16 protein-coding genes are annotated in these 19,433 nt (G+C 70.9%); 5 read left to right on the top strand and 11 right to left on the bottom strand.

The genetic code is table 11. The features are described from left to right. The 3 genes from ACTWQJ_RS23665 to ACTWQJ_RS23655 form a co-directional block, all read right to left on the bottom strand. Positions 1–1,749, bottom strand: a 1,749-nt coding sequence (locus tag ACTWQJ_RS23665; RefSeq protein ID WP_443308599.1) for a protein kinase, incomplete at its 3' end; no start/stop codon positions are given. Between the two features lie 153 nt (positions 1,750–1,902). Continuing rightward, positions 1,903–3,909, bottom strand: coding sequence for a serine/threonine-protein kinase (locus ACTWQJ_RS23660; protein WP_443308598.1), 2,007 nt, complete (start codon positions 3,907–3,909; stop codon positions 1,903–1,905). A 187-nt stretch (positions 3,910–4,096) separates the two neighbouring features. Continuing rightward, complete coding sequence (locus ACTWQJ_RS23655) at positions 4,097–5,803, bottom strand: glycerol-3-phosphate dehydrogenase/oxidase (protein ID WP_443308597.1); 1,707 nt, start codon at positions 5,801–5,803, stop codon at positions 4,097–4,099. 234 nt (positions 5,804–6,037) lie between these two features. Here ACTWQJ_RS23655 and ACTWQJ_RS23650 point away from each other — a divergent pair, with 234 nt between their 5' ends. After that, positions 6,038–7,246: a nucleotide sugar dehydrogenase gene (locus ACTWQJ_RS23650; protein ID WP_443308596.1), complete on the top strand. Its 1,209-nt coding sequence runs from the start codon at positions 6,038–6,040 to the stop codon at positions 7,244–7,246. Between the two features lie 87 nt (positions 7,247–7,333). On the opposite strand, the gene ACTWQJ_RS23645 is transcribed toward ACTWQJ_RS23650, so the two are convergent. The 4 genes from ACTWQJ_RS23645 to ACTWQJ_RS23630 form a co-directional block, all read right to left on the bottom strand. Beyond that, a complete protein-coding gene (locus tag ACTWQJ_RS23645; protein ID WP_129799228.1) occupies positions 7,334–8,458 on the bottom strand; it encodes a GuaB3 family IMP dehydrogenase-related protein in 1,125 nt (374 codons plus the stop codon). Positions 8,459–8,575: 117 nt separating this feature from the next. Beyond that, on the bottom strand, positions 8,576–10,081 hold the full coding sequence (guaB, locus tag ACTWQJ_RS23640; protein WP_443308595.1) for an IMP dehydrogenase: 1,506 nt from the start codon (positions 10,079–10,081) through the stop codon (positions 8,576–8,578). Positions 10,082–10,224: 143 nt separating this feature from the next. Then, positions 10,225–10,812 carry a sigma-70 family RNA polymerase sigma factor gene (locus ACTWQJ_RS23635; RefSeq protein ID WP_196460273.1) on the bottom strand — a complete coding sequence of 196 codons (588 nt, stop codon included), beginning with the start codon at positions 10,810–10,812 and terminating at the stop codon, positions 10,225–10,227. 403 nt (positions 10,813–11,215) lie between these two features. Then, positions 11,216–11,827 (bottom strand): response regulator transcription factor, encoded by a 612-nt coding sequence (locus ACTWQJ_RS23630; RefSeq protein WP_003948568.1) that lies wholly within the window; start codon positions 11,825–11,827, stop codon positions 11,216–11,218. 380 nt (positions 11,828–12,207) lie between these two features. Between ACTWQJ_RS23630 and ACTWQJ_RS23625 the strand changes: the two genes are divergently transcribed. Beyond that, positions 12,208–12,537, top strand: a complete 330-nt coding sequence (locus tag ACTWQJ_RS23625) for a WhiB family transcriptional regulator (RefSeq protein ID WP_443308594.1) — start codon at positions 12,208–12,210, stop codon at positions 12,535–12,537. Between the two features lie 78 nt (positions 12,538–12,615). Here ACTWQJ_RS23625 and ACTWQJ_RS23620 read toward each other — a convergent pair whose 3' ends face one another. Further along, on the bottom strand, positions 12,616–13,512 hold the full coding sequence (locus ACTWQJ_RS23620; RefSeq protein WP_443308593.1) for a LysR family transcriptional regulator: 897 nt from the start codon (positions 13,510–13,512) through the stop codon (positions 12,616–12,618). An 80-nt stretch (positions 13,513–13,592) separates the two neighbouring features. On the opposite strand from ACTWQJ_RS23620, the gene ACTWQJ_RS23615 reads away from it, so the two are divergent. The 3 genes from ACTWQJ_RS23615 (at position 13,593) to ACTWQJ_RS23605 (ending at position 15,923) form a co-directional block, all read left to right on the top strand. Beyond that, the gene (locus ACTWQJ_RS23615) at positions 13,593–14,261 is read left to right on the top strand and encodes an MOSC domain-containing protein (RefSeq protein ID WP_443308592.1); all 669 of its coding nucleotides are present in this window, start codon (positions 13,593–13,595) and stop codon (positions 14,259–14,261) included. Positions 14,262–14,359: 98 nt separating this feature from the next. Then, positions 14,360–15,133 (top strand): SDR family NAD(P)-dependent oxidoreductase, encoded by a 774-nt coding sequence (locus ACTWQJ_RS23610; protein ID WP_443308591.1) that lies wholly within the window; start codon positions 14,360–14,362, stop codon positions 15,131–15,133. Between the two features lie 82 nt (positions 15,134–15,215). Continuing rightward, the gene (locus ACTWQJ_RS23605) at positions 15,216–15,923 is read left to right on the top strand and encodes an ester cyclase (RefSeq protein ID WP_443308590.1); all 708 of its coding nucleotides are present in this window, start codon (positions 15,216–15,218) and stop codon (positions 15,921–15,923) included. Positions 15,924–16,196: 273 nt separating this feature from the next. Here the strand turns inward: ACTWQJ_RS23605 and groL are convergent, their stop codons facing one another. The 3 genes from groL to ACTWQJ_RS23590 form a co-directional block, all read right to left on the bottom strand. Then, entirely contained in the window at positions 16,197–17,825 is a 1,629-nt protein-coding gene (gene groL, locus ACTWQJ_RS23600; protein ID WP_443308589.1) for a chaperonin GroEL, read from the bottom strand. 111 nt (positions 17,826–17,936) lie between these two features. Further along, on the bottom strand, positions 17,937–18,245 hold the full coding sequence (groES, locus tag ACTWQJ_RS23595) for a co-chaperone GroES (RefSeq protein ID WP_055493212.1): 309 nt from the start codon (positions 18,243–18,245) through the stop codon (positions 17,937–17,939). Between the two features lie 272 nt (positions 18,246–18,517). Next, on the bottom strand, positions 18,518–19,342 hold the full coding sequence (locus ACTWQJ_RS23590) for a polysaccharide deacetylase family protein (protein ID WP_443308600.1): 825 nt from the start codon (positions 19,340–19,342) through the stop codon (positions 18,518–18,520). Positions 19,343–19,433 lie beyond the last annotated feature (91 nt).

Here is a 19,433-nt window from a genome sequence, read left to right as displayed (position 1 = left end):
CAGCGGTCCGCACTCCTCCGCGAACGCCGGGGGCTCAGCACACACCATCTGCACCAGCTCGGCCGTCGACTCCTCCGGGTACGGCGCATGCCCCTGTACGGCCCTGAAGAGCAGCGCCCCCAGCGCCCACAGGTCGGTCGCGGGTCCGATGGGCGGCGCCAACTGCCAGTTCTCGTGCACCGGCCCCGCCTGCTCCGGCGCCCATCGCTCCGTCACCGGCCCGACCACGGCCATCCGCGCCTGCCGCGCCCGCTCGGCGGCCAGCGCGGTGGCCGGTCCCCGCCGCGGAGCGGGCGTCCCGGCAACGAGGTCGTCCCAGCGGCTGGGCGGCGGCGGGGCATCGGCGGCGGGCCCTCCGGGCGGGAGAGCGGTACGAGCCGGCTGGGTTTCCTGACCTGGGACCGGCCCGACCTGCGTGTGCCCGTTGGCCCCGGCCGCACCGCGGGGTGCGGCGCCGTGCCAGGGCGTGGCGCGTACGCCGTAAGGGTCGGCGATCTGGCCGGGCGGCGTGCCGTCCGGCGTGCGCTGCGGTCCGGGTCCGGAGACATACGGCGACTCCACCACACCGCCCTCGGACGCCGGTCGCGCCCCGGGCAGCGCCGGCCGGTTCTGCTGCACGGCTGGACCGGAGGGGTACGGCGACTGCGCCACGCCGTCCTCGGCCGCCGGTCGCGCCCCGGGCAACGCCGCCCGCCCGCCCTGCTGCCCGGCCGGACCCGCGGCATACGGCGATTCCACCGCGCCACCCTCGGACGCCGAACGCGCCCCGGGCAACGCCGCCCGCCCGCTCTGCTGCGTCTCCTGGACCTGGGCTGCCGCTCGCGCCCCCGCGCGATAAGCGGCGATCGCCCCGGCTCGCGCGGCCCGGATGTCCCCGCCGGTATCCTGCGCCCTGCGGGCCAACGCGGCCGAGCCCCCGGCCCCGTGGGCCCCGTCCGCACCCGGCACCGGCAGCCCTCCGGCCGCTCGCGCCTCGATGGCGGCACGCCGGGCGGCCTCGGGGTCCCCGCCACCGAAGCCACCGGAACCCTCGACACCGCCTCCGCCACTGGCCCCAGTGGCCCCGCGGGAGTCCCCGGACGCACCGCCCCCAGGCACTCCCCCGTCGCAGTCCCCCCCGTCGTACATCCACGCCGGCACGGGGTCGTACCCGCACAGCGCCTCCTCCGCCGCCCCGACCGCCAGGCCGGTCAGCATGACGCGGCCGTCGTCGCAGACGAGGATCGTGCGGGCGGTGATGTTCCGGTGGACCCAGCCATGCGCATGCAGCACCCGAAGCGCCATCAGCACATCGGACGCGACCTCGGCCGCCCGGTACGGCGTCAACGGCTGCTCCGCCAGCAGAGCCGCCAGCGGCCGGGCCGCCACCAACTCGCTGACGATCCACAGCGAACCGCCCTCGGCGAACACGTCGAAGACCTGGTCGAGCCGCGGATGGTCGGGGATCCGGGCCGCCGCCTGCGCGGCCTGCACCGCCCGCCGAACCGCCGGATCGGTCGGCCGCCGAGCCCCCGTACGCGCCGCCGGCCCTCGCCGCGCCCCGCGATCCCGTGCCGTGAAACCCTCCGGCAGCCCCTCCGCGTCGAGCACCTCCGCCTCGACGACCTCCGGCAACGGAACCTGCCTGACCAGGACTTCCTGCCCGCTGTAGGTGTCGAAGGCCCGGGTCTCGGTGAGTTCGTACTCATCGGACGGCGGCAGCGGCAGGCGGTAGCGGTCGGCGAGCACCCGGCCCGCATAGTCGTCCACATTGCCTCCCCCGGCCGCCCGGCTGGTCAATTCCGTTCGTCTGGCGTCCCGTTCCGGATGCGTACGGTTCGCAAGCACTCACGATACGTGCCGGAGGCAACCCGCACAGAGCGGACGGGAGATCTCACATCCCCAACCCGCATGCCGCCCCGATCACTTCTTCGGTTCAAAGGTCTTCGTCAGCGTCCGCCATGTGGTCCGGCGCAGTTCGCCGTCCCATGCCGCGGCCTTCGCCGTGTACATCAGTGCGTAGCCCTGATGGTCGTTCACCACGAACCCGCGGTCGATCGTCCGGTACTTCGTCCCCCCGTCGACATAGGTGAACTCCCAGTCAGCCGTGTTCCAGTCGCGGTAGTCCACCTTCTCGATGCGGATCCGGTCGTACTGCGAGCGCGTCATGTAGCGCTCCTGGTTCTTCCAGTCCGCGACGGGGTCGTCCTGCGGTGTGGAGGTCCAGGCGACGAGCAGCTTCTGCCCGTTCGGCCCGGTGAAGCGGTCGCCGGCCCCGTCCGACGACTGGTACTTCCATCCCTTGGGCAATCCGATGGAGTAGCCCTGGCCACCCTGGTACGTCGACACCGCCGACGTGCCGCCGGAGGTGTCGGAGTCGCCCTCTGAGCCCTCGTCGCCTTCGGCGCCCGCACCACCGCTTGCGCTCGGCGTGTTGTCCGGTGTGGCGCCCGCCGTCGCCGACTGCGTCGCCTCCGGGTCCGTACGGACCCCGCCGTCGTCGTCCGTCTTGGTGTCGGCGCTTCGGCTCGCCCCGGCGACGGCCTTGTTGCCACCGCTGCCGGATCCGTCGGACCCCTTGTCGTCCCCGCCGAGCGAGACGGCCAGCACGATGCCGAGCACGACGACCAGCACGGCCACCGCGATGATGACCAGCGTCCGCCGGGGCACCACATCGGTGAGCGGCGCTCTGGGCGCGGGCCGCGGCGGCAGGTCGGGCGGCGTCATCACGGGCCACCCCGAACTCCGGCCACCGGAACCGGCGTTCGCTGCCTGCTTGCCCTGTGTTCCCTTCGTCGCCTGCTCACCGGCGTCGGACGACGCCGGCGGGGAGGCGGTTGCGCTCGGGGCGCCGGCCTCCGCTGATGCGGAACTCGGGGTCTTCGCACGGGCCACACCGGCCGCACCCGCGGCGACCGCGGCCTTGCGCGCCGAACGCAACGCCCCGCGCAGCCGGTCGGCCCCCTCCTTGCTCCTGGCTCCCGCCGGACTGCCCTGCGTCTCGGGCGGCTGCGGGGGCAGCGGGACGACCTTCGTCGCGTCGGCCGGTTCGGCCGTCCTGGGCTCTGGCGCGTGGATGACCGCGTTGAGCATCGCTCGGGCACCCGCGTCGTCGAGCCGCTCAGCGGGGTCCTTGGTGAGCAGTCCGTGGATGACGTCCTTGAGGGGTCCGGCGTTCTTCGGCTCCTCCAGCGGCTCGGTCATCACCGCGGTGAGGGTCGCGATCGCGGAGCCCTTGTCGTACGGCGGCACGCCTTCGACCGCCGCGTACAGCAGACCGCCGAGCGACCACAGGTCGGCGGCCGGGCCGGGCTTGTGTCCGCGGGCGCGCTCGGGCGAGATGTAGGAGGGGGCGCCGACGAGCATGCCGGTGGAGGTGATGGACGGGTCGCCCTCGACCTGGGCGATGCCGAAGTCGGTGAGGACGACCCGGCCGTCGTCGGCGATCAGTACGTTCGACGGCTTCACGTCGCGGTGCAGGATGCCCTCGCGGTGCGCCGAGCGCAGTACGTCGAGGATGGCGAGGCCGACCTCGGCGGCACGCTTCGGTTCGAGTAGGCCGTCCTCGCGGATGGCCTCGGCAAGGGACTTGCCCTCGACGAGTTCCATCACGATCCACGGCCGGTCGTCCTCCTCGACCACGTCGAAGACCGTCACCGCGCTGTTGTTGCGGATCCGCGCAATGGCCTTGGCCTCGCGCAGCGTGCGCGTGATCAGCCGACGCTTCTCCTCCTCGTCGATGTTCGACGGGAACCGCAGCTCCTTGACGGCGACCGTCCGGCCGAGCGTCTCGTCCTCGGCGCGCCACACCGTGCCCATGCCGCCGCGGCCCAGTACTTCACCCAGCCGGTACCGCCCCGCGAGAAGACGCTCGCTCTTGTCCTGACGAGTGTCCTGACGGGATGTCCCCGCCCGCTCCGCCTCCGACATGCGTCCCCTCATGCAACCCGCCCTGACAGAGCCTCCATTGTCCCTCACCCGACAAGTGCCCGACGCCCAGGGTGGCCCCCGCGCCGCCGCTGCCCCTGCACACGGCTGTCCGGTCGTACGCCCACCGCCCTTCTCTCCCTGACCGTCGGCATCCCGCCCCCCTCTGAGCGATCCCGGCGAGAAGCGACTAGAGCGGCACGATGTCCGGCGCCCCCAGCCTCGCCGCGTCCGCCGTCAGGTCGTCCGGCTGGCGCTGCGACTCCCGCTCCGCCTCCACCCGCTTGTTGTAGTGCTCGATCTCCCGCTCGATGTGGTCCTTGTCCCAGCCGAGCACCGGCGCCATCAACTCGGCGGCCTCACGGGCGCTGCGGGTACCCCGGTCGAAGGTCTCGATGGAGATACGGGTGCGCCGGGTCAGTACGTCGTCCAGGTGCCGTGCGCCCTCGTGCGAGGCGGCGTACACGACCTCGGCGCGCAGATAGTCGTCCGCCGCGTGCAGGGGCTCGCCCAGGGAGGGATCGGCGGTGATGAGCTCGAGCACCTCCTCGGCCAGCGCCCCGTACCGGTTCAGCAGGTGCTCGACGCGCACCACATGGAGTCCGGTGCGCGCGGCGATCCGGGCCCGCGCGTTCCACAGCGCCCGGTACCCCTCGGCGCCGAGCAGCGGGACGTCCTCGGTGACGCACTCGGCGACCCGCAGGTCGAGCCCGTGCACGGCCTCGTCCACTGCGTCCTTGGCCATCACCCGGTACGTCGTGTACTTGCCGCCCGCCACCACGACCAGCCCCGGCACGGGGTGCGCGACGGTGTGCTCGCGGGACAGCTTGCTGGTGGCGTCCGACTCGCCGGCGAGCAGCGGCCGGAGCCCCGCGTACACGCCCTCGACGTCGTCGCGCGTGAGCGGCACCGCCAGCACCGAGTTCACATGCTCCAGCAGGTAGTCGATGTCGGCGCTGGACGCGGCCGGGTGCGCCTTGTCGAGGTCCCAGTCGGTGTCGGTGGTGCCGATGATCCAGTGCCGGCCCCAGGGGATGACGAACAGCACGGACTTCTCGGTACGCAGGATCAGCCCGGTGGTGGAGTGGATCCGGTCCTTGGGCACGACCAGGTGGATGCCCTTGGACGCCCGGACGTGGAACTGCCCCCGCTCCCCCACCATCGCCTGCGTGTCGTCGGTCCACACGCCGGTCGCGTTGACGATCTGCTTGGCGTGGATCTCGTACTCCCCGCCCGCCTCCACGTCCTGCACCCGGGCCCCGACGACCCGCTCCCCCTCGCGCAGGAACCCGGTCACCCGCGCGCGGTTGGCCGCCTTCGCCCCGTACGACGCCGCCGTGCGGACGAGCGTGGCGACAAAGCGGGCGTCGTCCATCTGGGCGTCGTAGTACTGCAACGCCCCGACCAGCGCCTCCCTCTTCAGCGCGGGCGCCACGCGCAGGGCGTGACCGCGGCTCAGATGCCGGTGCACGGGCAGGCCCCGGCCGTGTTTGCGGGCCATGGACATCGCGTCGTAGAGCAGGACGCCCGACCCGGCGTACAGCCGCTCCCAGCCCTTGTACTGAAGGGGATACAGAAACGGCACCGGCTTCACCAGATGCGGGGCGAGCCGCTCCAGCAGCAGCCCGCGCTCCTTCAACGCCTCCCGGACGAGCGCGAAGTCGAGCATCTCCAGATACCGCAGTCCGCCGTGGATCAGTTTGCTGGACCTGCTCGACGTGCCCGACGCCCAGTCACGCGCCTCGACCAGGCCCGTGGACAGCCCGCGTGTCACGGCGTCCAGCGCGGTGCCCGCGCCGACCACGCCACCGCCCACGACCAGCACGTCCAGTTCCCGCTCGGCCATTGCCGCAAGTGACTCGGCGCGCTGCGCCGGCCCCAGTGTCCCTGTCCTCACCACTGCCTCCCGCTGATCGCCCGTCCCGTATCCCCATGCCCAGATTCTGACCGGGTTGCCCGACTTCAGCCACCACGCGCCCCCAGCCTGTGGACAACACTCGCGGAAACGCGCCCGATCAATCCCACAAATCGGTCATATTTACTCCTAGTGTGACATTGCGCTGCGTCCTGAACTGTCCACAGGGCTTGCGCACCTGTCCCGCTTCGGTTACTGGGAAGGACGGCCCACGCCATGCCCGCAGATCTCGCCGTCATCGGACTCGGCCCGCTCGGCCTGCCGCTGGCCCAGGCCGCCGTCGCCGCCGGCATCCCCACCGTCGGTTACAAGACCGGCCCGGAGGCCGGCTCGCTCAGCCCCGCCGAACTGCGCCGGATGCTCTCGGGGGGCTTCCGGCACGCCGCGGGACCGGCCGAGCTCGGCCGGGTGCGCACCGCGGTCATCTGCGCACCGGCGCCCAGGAGCGCGGACGGCGGGCTCGACCTGAGCCAGGTGGAGGCGGCCGCCCGCATCCTGGCCGCACGGCTGCGCCCGCACACCACGGTCATCCTGGAGTCGCCCGTATCCCCGGGGACGACGGAGGAATTCCTGCGCCCGCTCCTCGAGAAGGGCTCGGGCCTGCGCGCGGGCCGCGACTTCCACCTCGCCTACTCACCCAGTCGGGTCGACCCCGGCAACCGCGACTTCACCCCGGCCGGCACCCCGAAGGTCATCGGCGGCCTCACCCCGGCCTGCACGGAGTCGGCCGCCACCTTCTACAGCCGGCTCACCGACAAGGTGGTACGCGCGCGTGGACTCCGCGAAGCCGAGACCGTGCAGCTCCTGGAGACCAACTACCGGCACGTCAACATCGCCCTGGTCAACGAGATGGCCGTCCTCTGCCACGACCTGGGCGTCGACCTGTGGGACGTCATCCGCTGCGCGGAGACCAAGCCGTTCGGCTTCCAGGCCTTCCGCCCCGGCCCCGGCGTCGGCGGCCACGCCGTCCCACAGGACCTGACCGGCCGCTCGGGCCGCGGGCTGCGCATGGTGGAGCTGGCCCAGCAGGTCAACAGCCGGATGCCCCGCTACGTCGTCCAGCGCGCCGCCACCCTCCTCAACGAGCACGGCAAATCGGCCCGCGGCGCGCGCGTACTGCTGCTCGGCATCACCTACAAGCCCGACCTCGCCGACCAGCAGGGCACCCCGGCGCAGGAGATCGCGATCCGCCTGATGGAGCTCGGCGCCGCCGTCAGCTACCACGACCCCCACATCCCGTCCTGGAGCGTCCTCGACCGCCCGGTCCCCCGCGCGGACTCCCTCTACGAGGCCGCCGCGGACGCCGACCTCACGATCCTGCTCCAGAACCACCGCACGTACGACCTCCAGGGCCTGTCGGTGAAGGCCCAGCTGCTGCTGGACACGCGGGGGGCCACGCCCACGGGGGCGGCGCATCGGTTGTGAAGGGGGTGTGGGGTGGCAGGAACCCTTGGGCACGCAGAAGGGCCGGTCACCCCACCCGGGGTGACCGGCCCTTCCCAGCCGTAGGCCCTACCGCCGATGCTGCGAATCGGCCACCGTCACCTCGACCCGCTGGAACTCCTTCAGCTCGCTGTACCCGGTCGTGGCCATGGCCCGCCGGAGCGCGCCGAAGAAGTTCATCGAGCCGTCGGGCGTGTGGGACGGGCCCGTGAGGATCTCCTCGATCGTGCCGACCGTGCCGAGGTCGACCTTCTTGCCGCGCGGCAGCTCCTCGTTGACGGCCTCCATGCCCCAGTGGTGGCCCTTGCCCGGCCCGTCCGTCGCGCGCGCGAGGGGGGAGCCCATCATCACCGCGTCGGCGCCGCAGGCGATCGCCTTGGGCAGGTCGCCGGACCAGCCGACGCCACCGTCCGCGATCACATGCACGTACCGCCCGCCGGACTCGTCCATGTAGTCCCGGCGGGCCGCCGCCACGTCGGCCACCGCGGTGGCCATCGGCACCTGGATGCCCAGGACGTTGCGCGTGGTGTGCGCGGCGCCGCCGCCGAAGCCGACCAGGACGCCGGCCGCGCCGGTGCGCATGAGGTGCAGGGCCGCGGTGTAGGTGGCGCAGCCGCCGACGATCACCGGGACGTCGAGCTCGTAGATGAACTGCTTCAGGTTCAGCGGCTCGTGCGAGGACGAGACGTGCTCCGCGGAGACCGTCGTACCGCGGATGACGAAGATGTCCACGCCCGCGTCCACCACGGCCTTGGAGAACTGGGCCGTGCGCTGCGGGGAGAGCGCGGCGGCGGTGACCACGCCGGAGTCGCGCACCTCCTTGATGCGCTGCCCGATCAGCTCCTCCTTGATGGGAGCGGCGTAGATCTCCTGCAGGCGACGCGTCGCGGCCTCGACCGGCAGGCCGACGATCTCGTCGAGCAGCGGCTGCGGGTCCTCGTACCGCGTCCACAGGCCTTCGAGGTTCAGCACGCCGAGGCCGCCGAGCTCGCCGATGCGGATCGCCGCGGCCGGCGAGACGACCGAGTCCATGGGGGCTGCCAGGAAGGGCAGCTCGAAGCGGTAGGCGTCGATCTGCCAGGCGATCGAGACCTCCTTCGGGTCCCGCGTACGGCGGCTGGGGACGACGGCGATGTCGTCGAAGGCGTACGCCCGGCGGCCGCGCTTGCCGCGCCCGATCTCGATCTCAGTCACTTGTGAGGCCTTTCCCTGATGCGTTGCAGCGCCTTCCAGTATCCCCGACAGGTACGACAAGGGCGGCCCCGGAGCACCCGGTGCCGCCCTCGGACGTGCTTCACGCGCGCGTGCGCCTCACTTACGGCTGTAGTTCGGCGCCTCGACGGTCATCTGGATGTCGTGCGGGTGGCTCTCCTTCAGGCCCGCCGAGGTGATCCGGACGAACCGGCCCCGCTCCTGCAGGGCGCGCACGTCCCTGCCGCCGACGTAGAACATCGACTGGCGCAGACCGCCCACCAGCTGGTGGACGACGGAGGACAGCGGGCCGCGGTAGGGCACCTGGCCCTCGATGCCCTCGGGGACCAGCTGCTCGTCGGAGGCGACGCCCTCCTGGAAGTAGCGGTCCTTGGAGAACGACTTGCGGTCGCCGCGGGTCTGCATCGCGCCGAGCGACCCCATGCCGCGGTACGACTTGAACTGCTTGCCGTTGATGAACATCAGCTCGCCCGGCGACTCCTCGCAGCCCGCGAGCAGCGAGCCCAGCATCACCGTGTCGGCGCCTGCGACCAGGGCCTTGGCGATGTCGCCGGAGTACTGCAGACCACCGTCGCCGATGACGGGGATGCCGGCCTCCTTGGCGGCGAGGGACGCCTCGTAGATGGCGGTGACCTGCGGGACGCCGATGCCGGCCACGACACGGGTCGTACAGATGGAGCCGGGGCCGACGCCGACCTTGATGCCGTCGACACCGGCATCGATGAGGGCCTGCGCGCCGTCACGGGTGGCGATGTTGCCGCCGATCACGTCGACGCCGGAGGAGTTCGACTTGATCTTGGCGACCATGTCGCCGACCAGCCGGGAGTGGCCGTGCGCGGTGTCGACGACGATGAAGTCGACGCCCGCCTCGATCAGGGCCTGGGCGCGCTCGAAGGCGTCGCCCGCGACACCGACCGCCGCGCCGACGAGGAGGCGGCCCTCGGCGTCCTTGGCGGCGTTCGGGTACTTCTCGGCCTTGACGAAGTCCTTGACCGTGATCAGGCCCTTGAGGACGCCTGCGTCGTCGACCAGCGGCAGCTTCTCGATCTTGTGCCGGCGCAGCAGGTCCATGGCGTCCGTGCCGGAGATGCCGACCTTGCCGGTGACCAGCGGCATCGGCGTCATGACCTCGCGTACCCGGCGGGAACGGTCGGTCTCGAAGGCCATGTCGCGGTTGGTGACGATGCCGAGCAGCTTGCCGGCGGGGTCGGTGACCGGGACGCCGCTGATCCGGAACCTGCCGCAGATCGCGTCGGCCTCGGCGAGCGTGGCGTCCGGGTTGATGGTGATCGGGTCGGTGACCATCCCGGACTCGGAGCGCTTGACCAGGTCGACCTGGTTGGCCTGGTCCTCGATGGACAGGTTGCGGTGCAGCACACCGACGCCGCCCTGGCGGGCCATCGCGATCGCCATGCGCGACTCGGTGACCTTGTCCATGGCGGCGGACAGGAGCGGGATGTTGACCCGCACGTTCTTGGAGACGTACGAGGCGGTGTCGATCTCGTCGGGTGCCATGTCCGACGGGCCCGGCAGCAGCAGCACGTCGTCGTAGGTCAGCCCGAGTGTCGCGAATTTCCCGGGCACTCCGTCGACGTTGGCAGTCATGACACCTTCCCCAAATGGCCTTGATCGGTGCGGATGTCCATGCTAACGGGAAGCATGGCTCTCTCATTCCACGGTTCTGGGCCACCGCGAGCTTCGTATGTTCGTACGGAACCGAGCAGAAGCCTGTTCATCCGTGGCCGGCTTCACTGCTCGGCCAGGGCCCTCAGCCTGCTCAGCGCCCTGTGCTGGGCCACCCGGACCGCTCCGGGTGACATTCCCAACATCTGTCCAGTCTCCTCCGCCGTGAGGCCCACGGCGATGCGGAGCAGCAGCAGTTCACGCTGGTTCTCCGGGAGGTTGGCCAGCAGTTTCTTGGCCCACTCGGCGTCGCTGCTGAGCAGCGCCCGCTCCTCCGGGCCCAGCGAGTCGTCCGGACGCTCCGGCATCTCGTCGGACGGGACCGCCGTCGAGCCGGGGTGCCGCATCGCGGCCCGCTGCAGGTCGGCGACCTTGTGGGCGGCGATGGCGAAGACGAAGGCCTCGAAGGGCCGCCCGGTGTCCCGGTAGCGCGGCAGGGCGAGGAGGACGGCCACACAGACCTCCTGGGCCAGGTCCTCGACGAAGTGGCGCGCATCACCCGGGAGGCGCGACAACCGGGTGCGGCAGTAGCGCAGGGCCAGTGGGTGGACATGGGCGAGCAGATCGTGCGTGGCCTGCTCGTCCCCGTCGACCGCGCGGTGGACGAGCGCACCGATCGCCCCTTGGGCAGTGGCCGCCTCGTCGTCACGCATCGGTCCATGGTGCCCTGCGGCCGGATACTCCGCGGCACTGCCTCCATTGTTGTGCACCGAAGCGTTATGAGCAGGTGCGCCGGAACTCATCCCCTGCGCCCTCCCCTTCCGCTCGACCGACTCGTCCCCGAGGAACTCCACACCTCAAGGATGCGGCATCCGCGCCGAAACGAGCAGCGGGCACCGACCGCGCTGCCGCACCGACGCTTCGCCACCGCGCCCCACAAGGGGGCGCCAGGGGGGCGGGGCTGTATCAACATGCGGCTCCTCCCCCACTCTCGGCTTCGCTCGAGCGGGGGACCCCCACCGTGGGCGCGACCAGCCACAACGGACCCGCACCTCGCAGAGCCCCGCAGCCCACGATGACGACCCGCAGCCCTGTAACCGCCTGACCAGCGGAGCGCTACCGCACCAGACCCCACCGGAACCCAAGCGCCACCGCATGCGCCCGGTCCGAGGCGCCGAGCTTCTTGAAGAGGCGGCGGGCGTGGGTCTTGACGGTGTCCTCGGAGAGGAACAGCTCGCGGCCGATCTCGGCGTTGGAGCGGCCGTGGCTCATGCCTTCGAGCACCTGGATCTCGCGCGCGGTGAGCGTGGGCGCGGCGCCCATCTCGGCGGAGCGCAGCCGGCGCGGGGCGAGCCGCCAGGTGGGGTCGGCGAGGGCCTGCGTGACGGTGGCGCGCAGCTCGGCGCGCGAGGCGTCCTTGTGCAGGTAGCCGCGGGCGCCGGCGGCGACCGCGAGGGCCACGCCGTCCAGGTCCTCGGCGACGGTGAGCATGATGATGCGCGCACCGGGGTCGGCGGACAGCAGCCGCCGCACCGTCTCGACGCCGCCCAGTCCGGGCATGCGTACATCCATGAGAATGAGGTCCGAGCGGTCGGCACCCCAGCGGCGGAGGACTTCCTCGCCGTTGGCCGCCGTCGTCACGCGCTCGACACCGGGCACGGTCGCGACCGCGCGGCGGAGCGCCTCTCGGGCAAGCGGGGAGTCGTCGCAGACGAGGACGGAAGTCATGGCCGCCCTCCGCAGCTGATGCGCGTCACCTTGAGCCTCCAGGCTGGTACGAAATCGTCACCTGTGCGGTCGACCGTCTCGGACGCCTGCCCGAGCGCTTGTGTTTTCAACCGCCTCCGCACTCTCAACGACGGTCACTCGAAAGAGTTACGGGGCTGTGTGCCGTCTTCGGCACTCTACGTGAGGGTGCGGACACGCGGCAGGCGCGCGCAGCGGACCCTCAACGTTTCATCACAACCATGCCCCATTTAGCCCTATTTCTTCCCATTCACTGGTGTCTAAGGCTAGATTCGCAATGAGTCATATTTTCATCTCCTTAGATCGTAGTTGTACGGTCATGGGCACCGTATTCGCCCAGAACGGCTACAAGGGGTCACACAATGGCAGATTTCTCCCGCCTTCCCGGACCGAACGCGGACCTGTGGGACTGGCAGCTCCTGGCTGCCTGTCGCGGGGTGGACAGCTCGCTCTTCTTCCATCCGGAGGGCGAGCGCGGGGCGGCTCGGAGCGCTCGCGAGAACTCGGCCAAAGAGGTCTGCATGAGGTGCCCGGTCCGCGCGGAGTGCGCGGCGCATGCGCTGGCGGTACGCGAGCCGTACGGCGTGTGGGGCGGGTTGACCGAGGACGAGCGCGAAGAGCTCATGGGGCGGGCACGACACCGGCTGGTGTCGGCGTCGACGGCCGACGGAAGCACCGCCACAAGTACCTGAACATTTGAAGGAACGTTTCTGCAGAAGGATCCACGCCCACGTGCCCACACCTTTGACCCGACGTATGCCCAGGGGGGCTCAGCGCGCCGCCGCGCGCGTCAACTCGTCCAGCGTCGCCACCACCGCCGGCACCTGAGCCAGGTCGGGCAGCGTGAGGGCGACGATCTCCCGCCGTACCGCCGGCTCCAGCGCCACCGCACGCGCCCCCCGCGGCCGTACCGACTCGATCGCGAGCTGGGGCAGCACGGCGACCCCCAGACCCGCGCCGACCAGGCCGACAACCGCCGGATAGTCGTCGGTGGCGAAGTCGATCCGGGGGGTGAAGCCCGCCCCCTCGCACACCTCGATCAGCTGACCGCGACAGCGTGGGCAGCCCGCGATCCACGGTTCCTCGGCGAGTTCGCCGATGGCGACGGACTCCGCGCGCGCGAGCCGGTGCCGTTCGGGCACCAGCCCCACCAGCCGGTCGGTCAGCAGCGGCCGTACCACCAGGTCGTCCCACTCCTCGGCGCCCGCCGCGCCCTCGTAGCGGAAGGCGAGAGCGATGTCGCAGTCGCCCTCGCGCAGCAGCTCGACGGACTTCGGCGGCTCGGCCTCCTCCAGGGAGACCCGGGTGCCGGGGTGCGCGGCGCGCAGTGCGGCGAGGGCGCTGGGGACGAGGGCGGAGCTGCCGCTGGGGAAGGAGACGAGCCGGACCCGCCCGGCGCGCAGTCCGGCGATCGCGGCGACCTCCTCCTCGGCCGCGGTGAGCCCGGCGAGGATGCCCGAGGCGTGCCGTACGAGCGCCTCGCCGGCCTGGGTGAGGCGCATCTCGCGGCCGCTGCGGACCAGCAGCGGCGTGCCGACGGATGCCTCCAGGGCCTTCATCTGCTGACTGACGGCGGGCTGGGTGCAGCCCAGTTCGCGCCCCGCCGCCGAGAAGGAGCCGGTGGTGGCGACGGCGCGCAGGACGCGCAGATGACGGGCCTCGATCACACTTCGAGGATAAGCGAGGCTTTGATACGACGCCGAATACTGGGTCGACTCTTTGACGGCGGGTCGCCTACCGTGCGCTCATGAAGCTTCTCTCAGTCAACCTGGGCCGTCCGAAGGCCGTGCCGTACACGGACAATCCGGAGGGCGTGACCGGCATCGACAAGCAGCCTGTGGAGGGGCCGGTGCGGGTGGCGGCGCCCGGCCCCAAGGGCATCGGCGGGAGCGGGCTGGCCGGGGATGCGGTGTGCAAGAGAGAGCACCACGGGGGCGACGACCAGGCCGTGTACGCGGTGGCGCGCGAGGACCTGGACGACTGGGAGCGCGAGCTCGGGCGACCGCTCGCCAACGGGTCGTTCGGCGAGAACCTCACGACTGAGGGCCTCGACGTGTCCGGCGCGCTGATCGGCGAGCGCTGGCGCATCGGTGCCGGGGTGGTGCTGGAGGTCTCCAGCGGGCGGATCCCCTGCCTCACCTTCCAGGGGCACATGGGCGAGAAGCGGTGGGTGAAGCGGTTCACGGAGAAGGGGGCGTCGGGTGCGTACCTGCGGGTGATCGAGCCGGGCGAGATCCGTGCCGGGGATCGGGTCGAGATTGTCCACCGTCCTGACCACGACGTGACAGTCGCCCTGCAGTTCCGGGCGGTCACCACCGAGCGGGAGCTGCTGCCCCGGCTGCTCACGGCGGGGGCGGCGCTGCATCCGGAGACGCTGGCGGCGGCGCGCAAGTACGCGGAACAGCACGCTTCCTGACGGCTCGTCACGGGTGGTGTCCACCGCGGGAGCCCTGAGCCGTCCTCATCCGCCCGCCGCGCACGGAATCTTCACCTCCGGGTCACTACTCTTGGCCCATGACAACGGCTCTGATTACGGGATCGACTGCGGGGATCGGCGCCGCGTTCGCGCGGCGGCTGGCAGCTGACGGGCACAACCTGGTTCTGGTGGCCCGGGACACCGAGCGGCTCGGCGAGCAGGCCACCGAGTTGCACGACCGGCACGGCATCGAGGCGGAGGTGCTGACGGCGGACCTGGCGACGGACGACGGCATCGAGGCGGTCGCCGCCCGGCTGGGCGACCGCAAGAACCCCGTCGACCTGCTGATCAACAACGCCGGCTTCGGCAACAAGGGCCGCTTTCTCGACGTCTCCATGGCCGACGAGCTGAAGATGCTCAAGGTGCACTGCGAGGCGGTGCTGCGGCTGACGTCGGCGGCGGCGGAGGCGATGCGGGAGCGCGGGCGCGGCGGTGTCGTCAACGTCGCCTCGGTCGCGGCGTTTCTGCCGCGCGGGACGTACGGCGCGTCGAAGGCGTGGGTCGTGCAGTTCACCCAGGGCGTGGCGCGCGATCTGGAGGGCAGCGGAGTGCGGTTGATGGCGCTGTGCCCCGGGTTCGTGCGGACGGAGTTCCATGAGCGCGCCGGGATGGGGACGGACAACATCCCGGGCTGGATGTGGCTCGACGCCGACAAGCTCGTGGCGGCGGCGCTTTCGGATCTGGCGCGGGGGAAGTCGGTGTCGATTCCGGATCCGCGGTACAAGGCGCTGATGGGGGTGGTGAAGGTGGTGCCTCGGGGCTTGCTCGGGGGGATCAGTTCGCGGACGGGGCGGAAGTACGGGCCGCAGTAGCAGTCCGTGGCAGGACTCCGTGGGGGGAGTCCGTAGGACAATGGAGCTGTTCAACCGGACCAGAGGGCCGGGAGGTGGCTCCATGACATTCGTGCAGGTCATCGACTGCAAGACCAGTCGGTTCGATGAGATGAACCGGCTGATGGACACCTGGGTCGAGCAGACCAAGGGGAAGCGGACGGCGACGCACAGTGTGATCGGGAAGGACCGGTCCGACGCGTCGCATGTCATCGAGATCGTGGAATTCCCGTCGTACGAGGAGGCGATGCGGAATTCCACTCTGCCGGAGACCGATCGGATCTTCCGGGAGATGGTCGCCCTGTGCGACGAGATGCCGACGTTCACCGATCTGGACGTGGTGCGCGACGAGCAGTTGTACGCGGCGACCGTGCGGCGGTTCTTCGAGGTGATCGCCACGAAGGGCGAGTTGCCGCCGCTGAACGGCGTGATGGCGGAGCACTATCACGATCACAATCCCGCGGATGAGCAGGACGCCCTCGGGATGGACCACGTCCGGCGCGAGTTGGACATGTGGCGGGCGGCCTTCGACTTCGAGTTCAGCATCGAGGATCTCATCGCGCAGGGCGACCGGGTGTGCGCGCGGTGGTTCTGGAAGGGCACCCACAAGGGCGACTTCCTGGGGATCCCGGCCACCGGGAAGCAGGTCTCCATGACAGGGACGACCATCTTCCGGTGCGGCGGGGACGGAAAGCTCGCCGAGGGCTGGTGGGAGTACGACCGGATGGGGCTGATGGCGCAGCTGGGCGCGTTCGAGGAGTTGGAGCGGTAGGGCCTGTCCGGCGGATCAGGTCGGAGGAAAGCGGCGGCACCTCGTCAGCGCAGGTGAGCGGGGCTTGGTGCGTCCAGCTGCAAGGCGGAGGAGGGCGTCGACGCGATGGGGGTCCCCCCGCTCGAGCGAAGCCGAGAGTGGGGGAGGGCGTGCCAAGCCCCGCGTCTCCGGCATGATCCGCCGGAGAGGCCCTAGGCGGCACGGCAACGCGCGGGGCCCGGCGCCCCCTCACCGAGGGGACGCCGGGCCCTTGTTGCCGGGTGGCGGCCGACGTCAGTGCGCGTGGCCGTGACCGTGGCCCGCAGCCGCGCCCTCCGGCTCCTCTTCCTTCTTCTCGACGACCAGGGTCTCGGTCGTCAGCAGCAGGGAGGCGATGGAGGCGGCGTTCTCCAGGGCGGAGCGGGTGACCTTGACCGGGTCGATGACGCCGGCCTTGATCAGGTCGCCGTACTCGCCGGTGGCGGCGTTGAAGCCCTGGCCCTTCTCGAGCTCGGCGACCTTGGAGGTGATGACGTAGCCCTCCAGGCCGGCGTTCTCGGCGATCCAGCGCAGCGGCTCGACGGCGGCCTTGCGGACGACGGCGACACCGGTGGCCTCGTCGCCCTCCTTGCCGAGGTTGTCCTGCAGCACCTTCACGGCGTGGACGAGCGCGGAGCCACCACCGGAGACGATGCCCTCCTCGACCGCGGCGCGGGTCGCGGAGATGGCGTCCTCCAGACGGTGCTTCTTCTCCTTCAGCTCCACCTCGGTGGCGGCGCCGACCTTGATCACGCACACGCCGCCGGCCAGCTTGGCGAGGCGCTCCTGGAGCTTCTCGCGGTCCCAGTCGGAGTCCGTGGCCTCGATCTCGGCCTTGATCTGCGCGATCCGGCCCTCGACGTCCGCCTTGTTGCCGGCACCGTCGACGATCGTGGTGTCGTCCTTGGTGACGGTGACACGGCGGGCGGTGCCGAGGACGTCGATGCCGACCTGGTCGAGCTTGAGGCCGACCTCCTCGGAGATGACCGTGGCGCCGGTGAGGACCGCCATGTCCTGCAGCATCGCCTTGCGGCGGTCGCCGAAGCCGGGGGCCTTGACCGCGGTGGCGTTGAAGGTGCCGCGGATCTTGTTGACGACGAGGGTGGACAGGGCCTCGCCCTCCACGTCCTCGGCGATGATCAGCAGCGGCTTGGAGGAGTTGGTCTGGATGATCTTCTCCAGCAGCGGCAGGAGGTCCGCGATCGCGGAGATCTTGCCCTGGTGGATGAGGATGTACGGCTCGTCGAGGACGGCCTCCATGCGCTCCTGGTCCGTCACGAAGTACGGCGACAGGTAGCCCTTGTCGAAGGCCATGCCCTCGGTGAAGTCCAGCTCCAGACCGAAGGTGTTGGACTCCTCGACGGTGATGACACCGTCCTTGCCGACCTTGTCCATCGCCTCGGCGATCAGCTCGCCGACCTGCTGGTCCTGGGCGGACAGCGCGGCGACGGCGGCGATGTCGGACTTCTCGTCGATCGGGCGGGCCGAGGCGAGCAGGTCCTCGGAGACCGCGGCGACGGCGGCGTCGATGCCCTTCTTCAGGGCGGCCGGGGAGGCACCGGCGGCGACGTTCTTCAGGCCCTCGCGGACCAGCGCCTGGGCCAGCACGGTGGCGGTGGTCGTACCGTCACCAGCGATGTCGTTGGTCTTGGTCGCCACCTCCTTCACCAGCTGGGCGCCGAGGTTCTCGTACGGGTCCTCGACCTCGACCTCACGGGCGATGGTGACACCGTCGTTGGTGATGGTGGGGGCGCCGAACTTCTTGTCGATGACGACGTTGCGGCCCTTGGGGCCGATCGTCACCTTGACCGTGTCGGCGAGCTTGTTGACGCCGCGCTCGAGGGCGCGACGGGCGTCCTCGTCGAACTTCAGGATCTTCGCCATGACAGCGTGAGCCCTCTCGGAAATCTTGGATGAAATGACGCTGCGCCCCGGGCGCCCGGCTTCTCAGTGGTCGCGGGGGCCAGGGGCGCAGCTCAAAAACTTGAGGTGGTCTTACTTCTCGATGATCGCGAGCACGTCGCGAGCCGAGAGGACGAGGTACTCCTCGCCGTTGTACTTCACCTCGGTGCCGCCGTACTTGCTGTACAGCACGATGTCGCCGGTCTTGACGTCGAGCGGAAGGCGCTCGCCGTTCTCGAAGCGGCCCGGGCCCACGGCCAGGACGACGCCCTCCTGGGGCTTCTCCTTGGCGGTGTCCGGAATGACCAGGCCAGAGGCCGTGGTCTGCTCGGCGTCCAGCGGCTGGACCACGATGCGGTCCTCGAGCGGCTTGATGGCAACCTTGGAGCTGGCGGTCGTCACGATCCGACCTCCCCCTTCGGAGATCTCACGGGGTTAACTGTCTGAGGTGGCGACCAGGTCGATCCGTCGTCGCGGGTGCCGGACCTGCCCGTCGCTTTGTTGGCACTCTCCTCTGTCGAGTGCCAGAGCCGAGACTATGACCGGGGTTAGCACTCGGTCAAGCGGAGTGCCAATTGCCGTGCGGCGCGGCGCGGGGTTTTTGTGGCCGACGGTTGTTCGGTGCCTGCGTTGGAGTGACCCGGGGGCTGCGCCACAAGAGCCGGCCACACGAGCTACAGGTAGTCCTCCAGCCGCCCCACCGTCAGGCCCGCCTGCTGGATCAGGCGCAGGAGGTGGGTCGTGCGGGACCGTAGGGTCGGGGTGGGGGTTTCCGTTGCGGGGACGGAGATGATGTCGCCGGGGTGGAGGCGGGGGGCTCCGTCGGTGTACGTGAGGGTGTCGGCGTTCATGGTGGCGCGCCAGAGGACCACCGCGGTGATGCCGCAGTCGGCGGCGGCGCGCAGGGTGGTCGTGTCGTACGTGCCGTAGGGCGGGCGGAAGAGGCGGGGGCGGATGCCGAAGCGGGACCGGAGTTTGTTCTGCTGGCCGCAGATCTCGGCGCGTTGACCGGCGTACGGCAGTCCGCGCAGGGCGGCGTGGTCGAGGGTGTGGTTCTGGACGCTCGCACCGACCGAGCGCAGGCGGGCGAAGTGGCCGTAGCCCGGTCCGACGACGCTGTCCGTGAGGAACATGCTGACCGGCAGGCGCAGTTCGCGGACCATGTCGACGAACCGCGGGTCCTTCTCGGCGCCGTCGTCGTAGGTCAGGAAGACGACCTTGTCGCGGGTCCGGACGCGGTCGACGACGGGTGGGAGGCCGCCCGGGCGCCGGGAGGGGAGAGACAGGGACGGTTGCGGGGCCGGGGACAGGGGGGTGGTCAGGCCCCAGCGGACGTGGGCCGGGGTTTCCGAGGGGGAACCGGGGGCTCCCGCCCGGTCCGACGGCCCCTTGGCGGAGCGCTCGGCGGGGGTGACGGTCAGGGCGCAGCCGGTCAGCAGGATCAGCAACAGTGCGGGGCCGGCCAGCCGTCTGCGCCTAGGGCCTGTCCGGCGGATCAGGCCGCGGACGCGGGGTCTGGCACGCCCTCCCCCACGCTCGGCTTCGCTCGAGCGGGAGGTGCCCCCACCGGCGTTGTCGTCACTCTCCCCC

Source organism: Streptomyces sp. KR55 (assembly GCF_052245645.1).
Classification (GTDB): Bacteria; Actinomycetota; Actinomycetes; order Streptomycetales; family Streptomycetaceae; genus Streptomyces; species Streptomyces flavusporus.
Note: the sequence above shows the minus strand (reverse complement) of the source record. Positions and strands in the feature narration are given on the sequence as shown.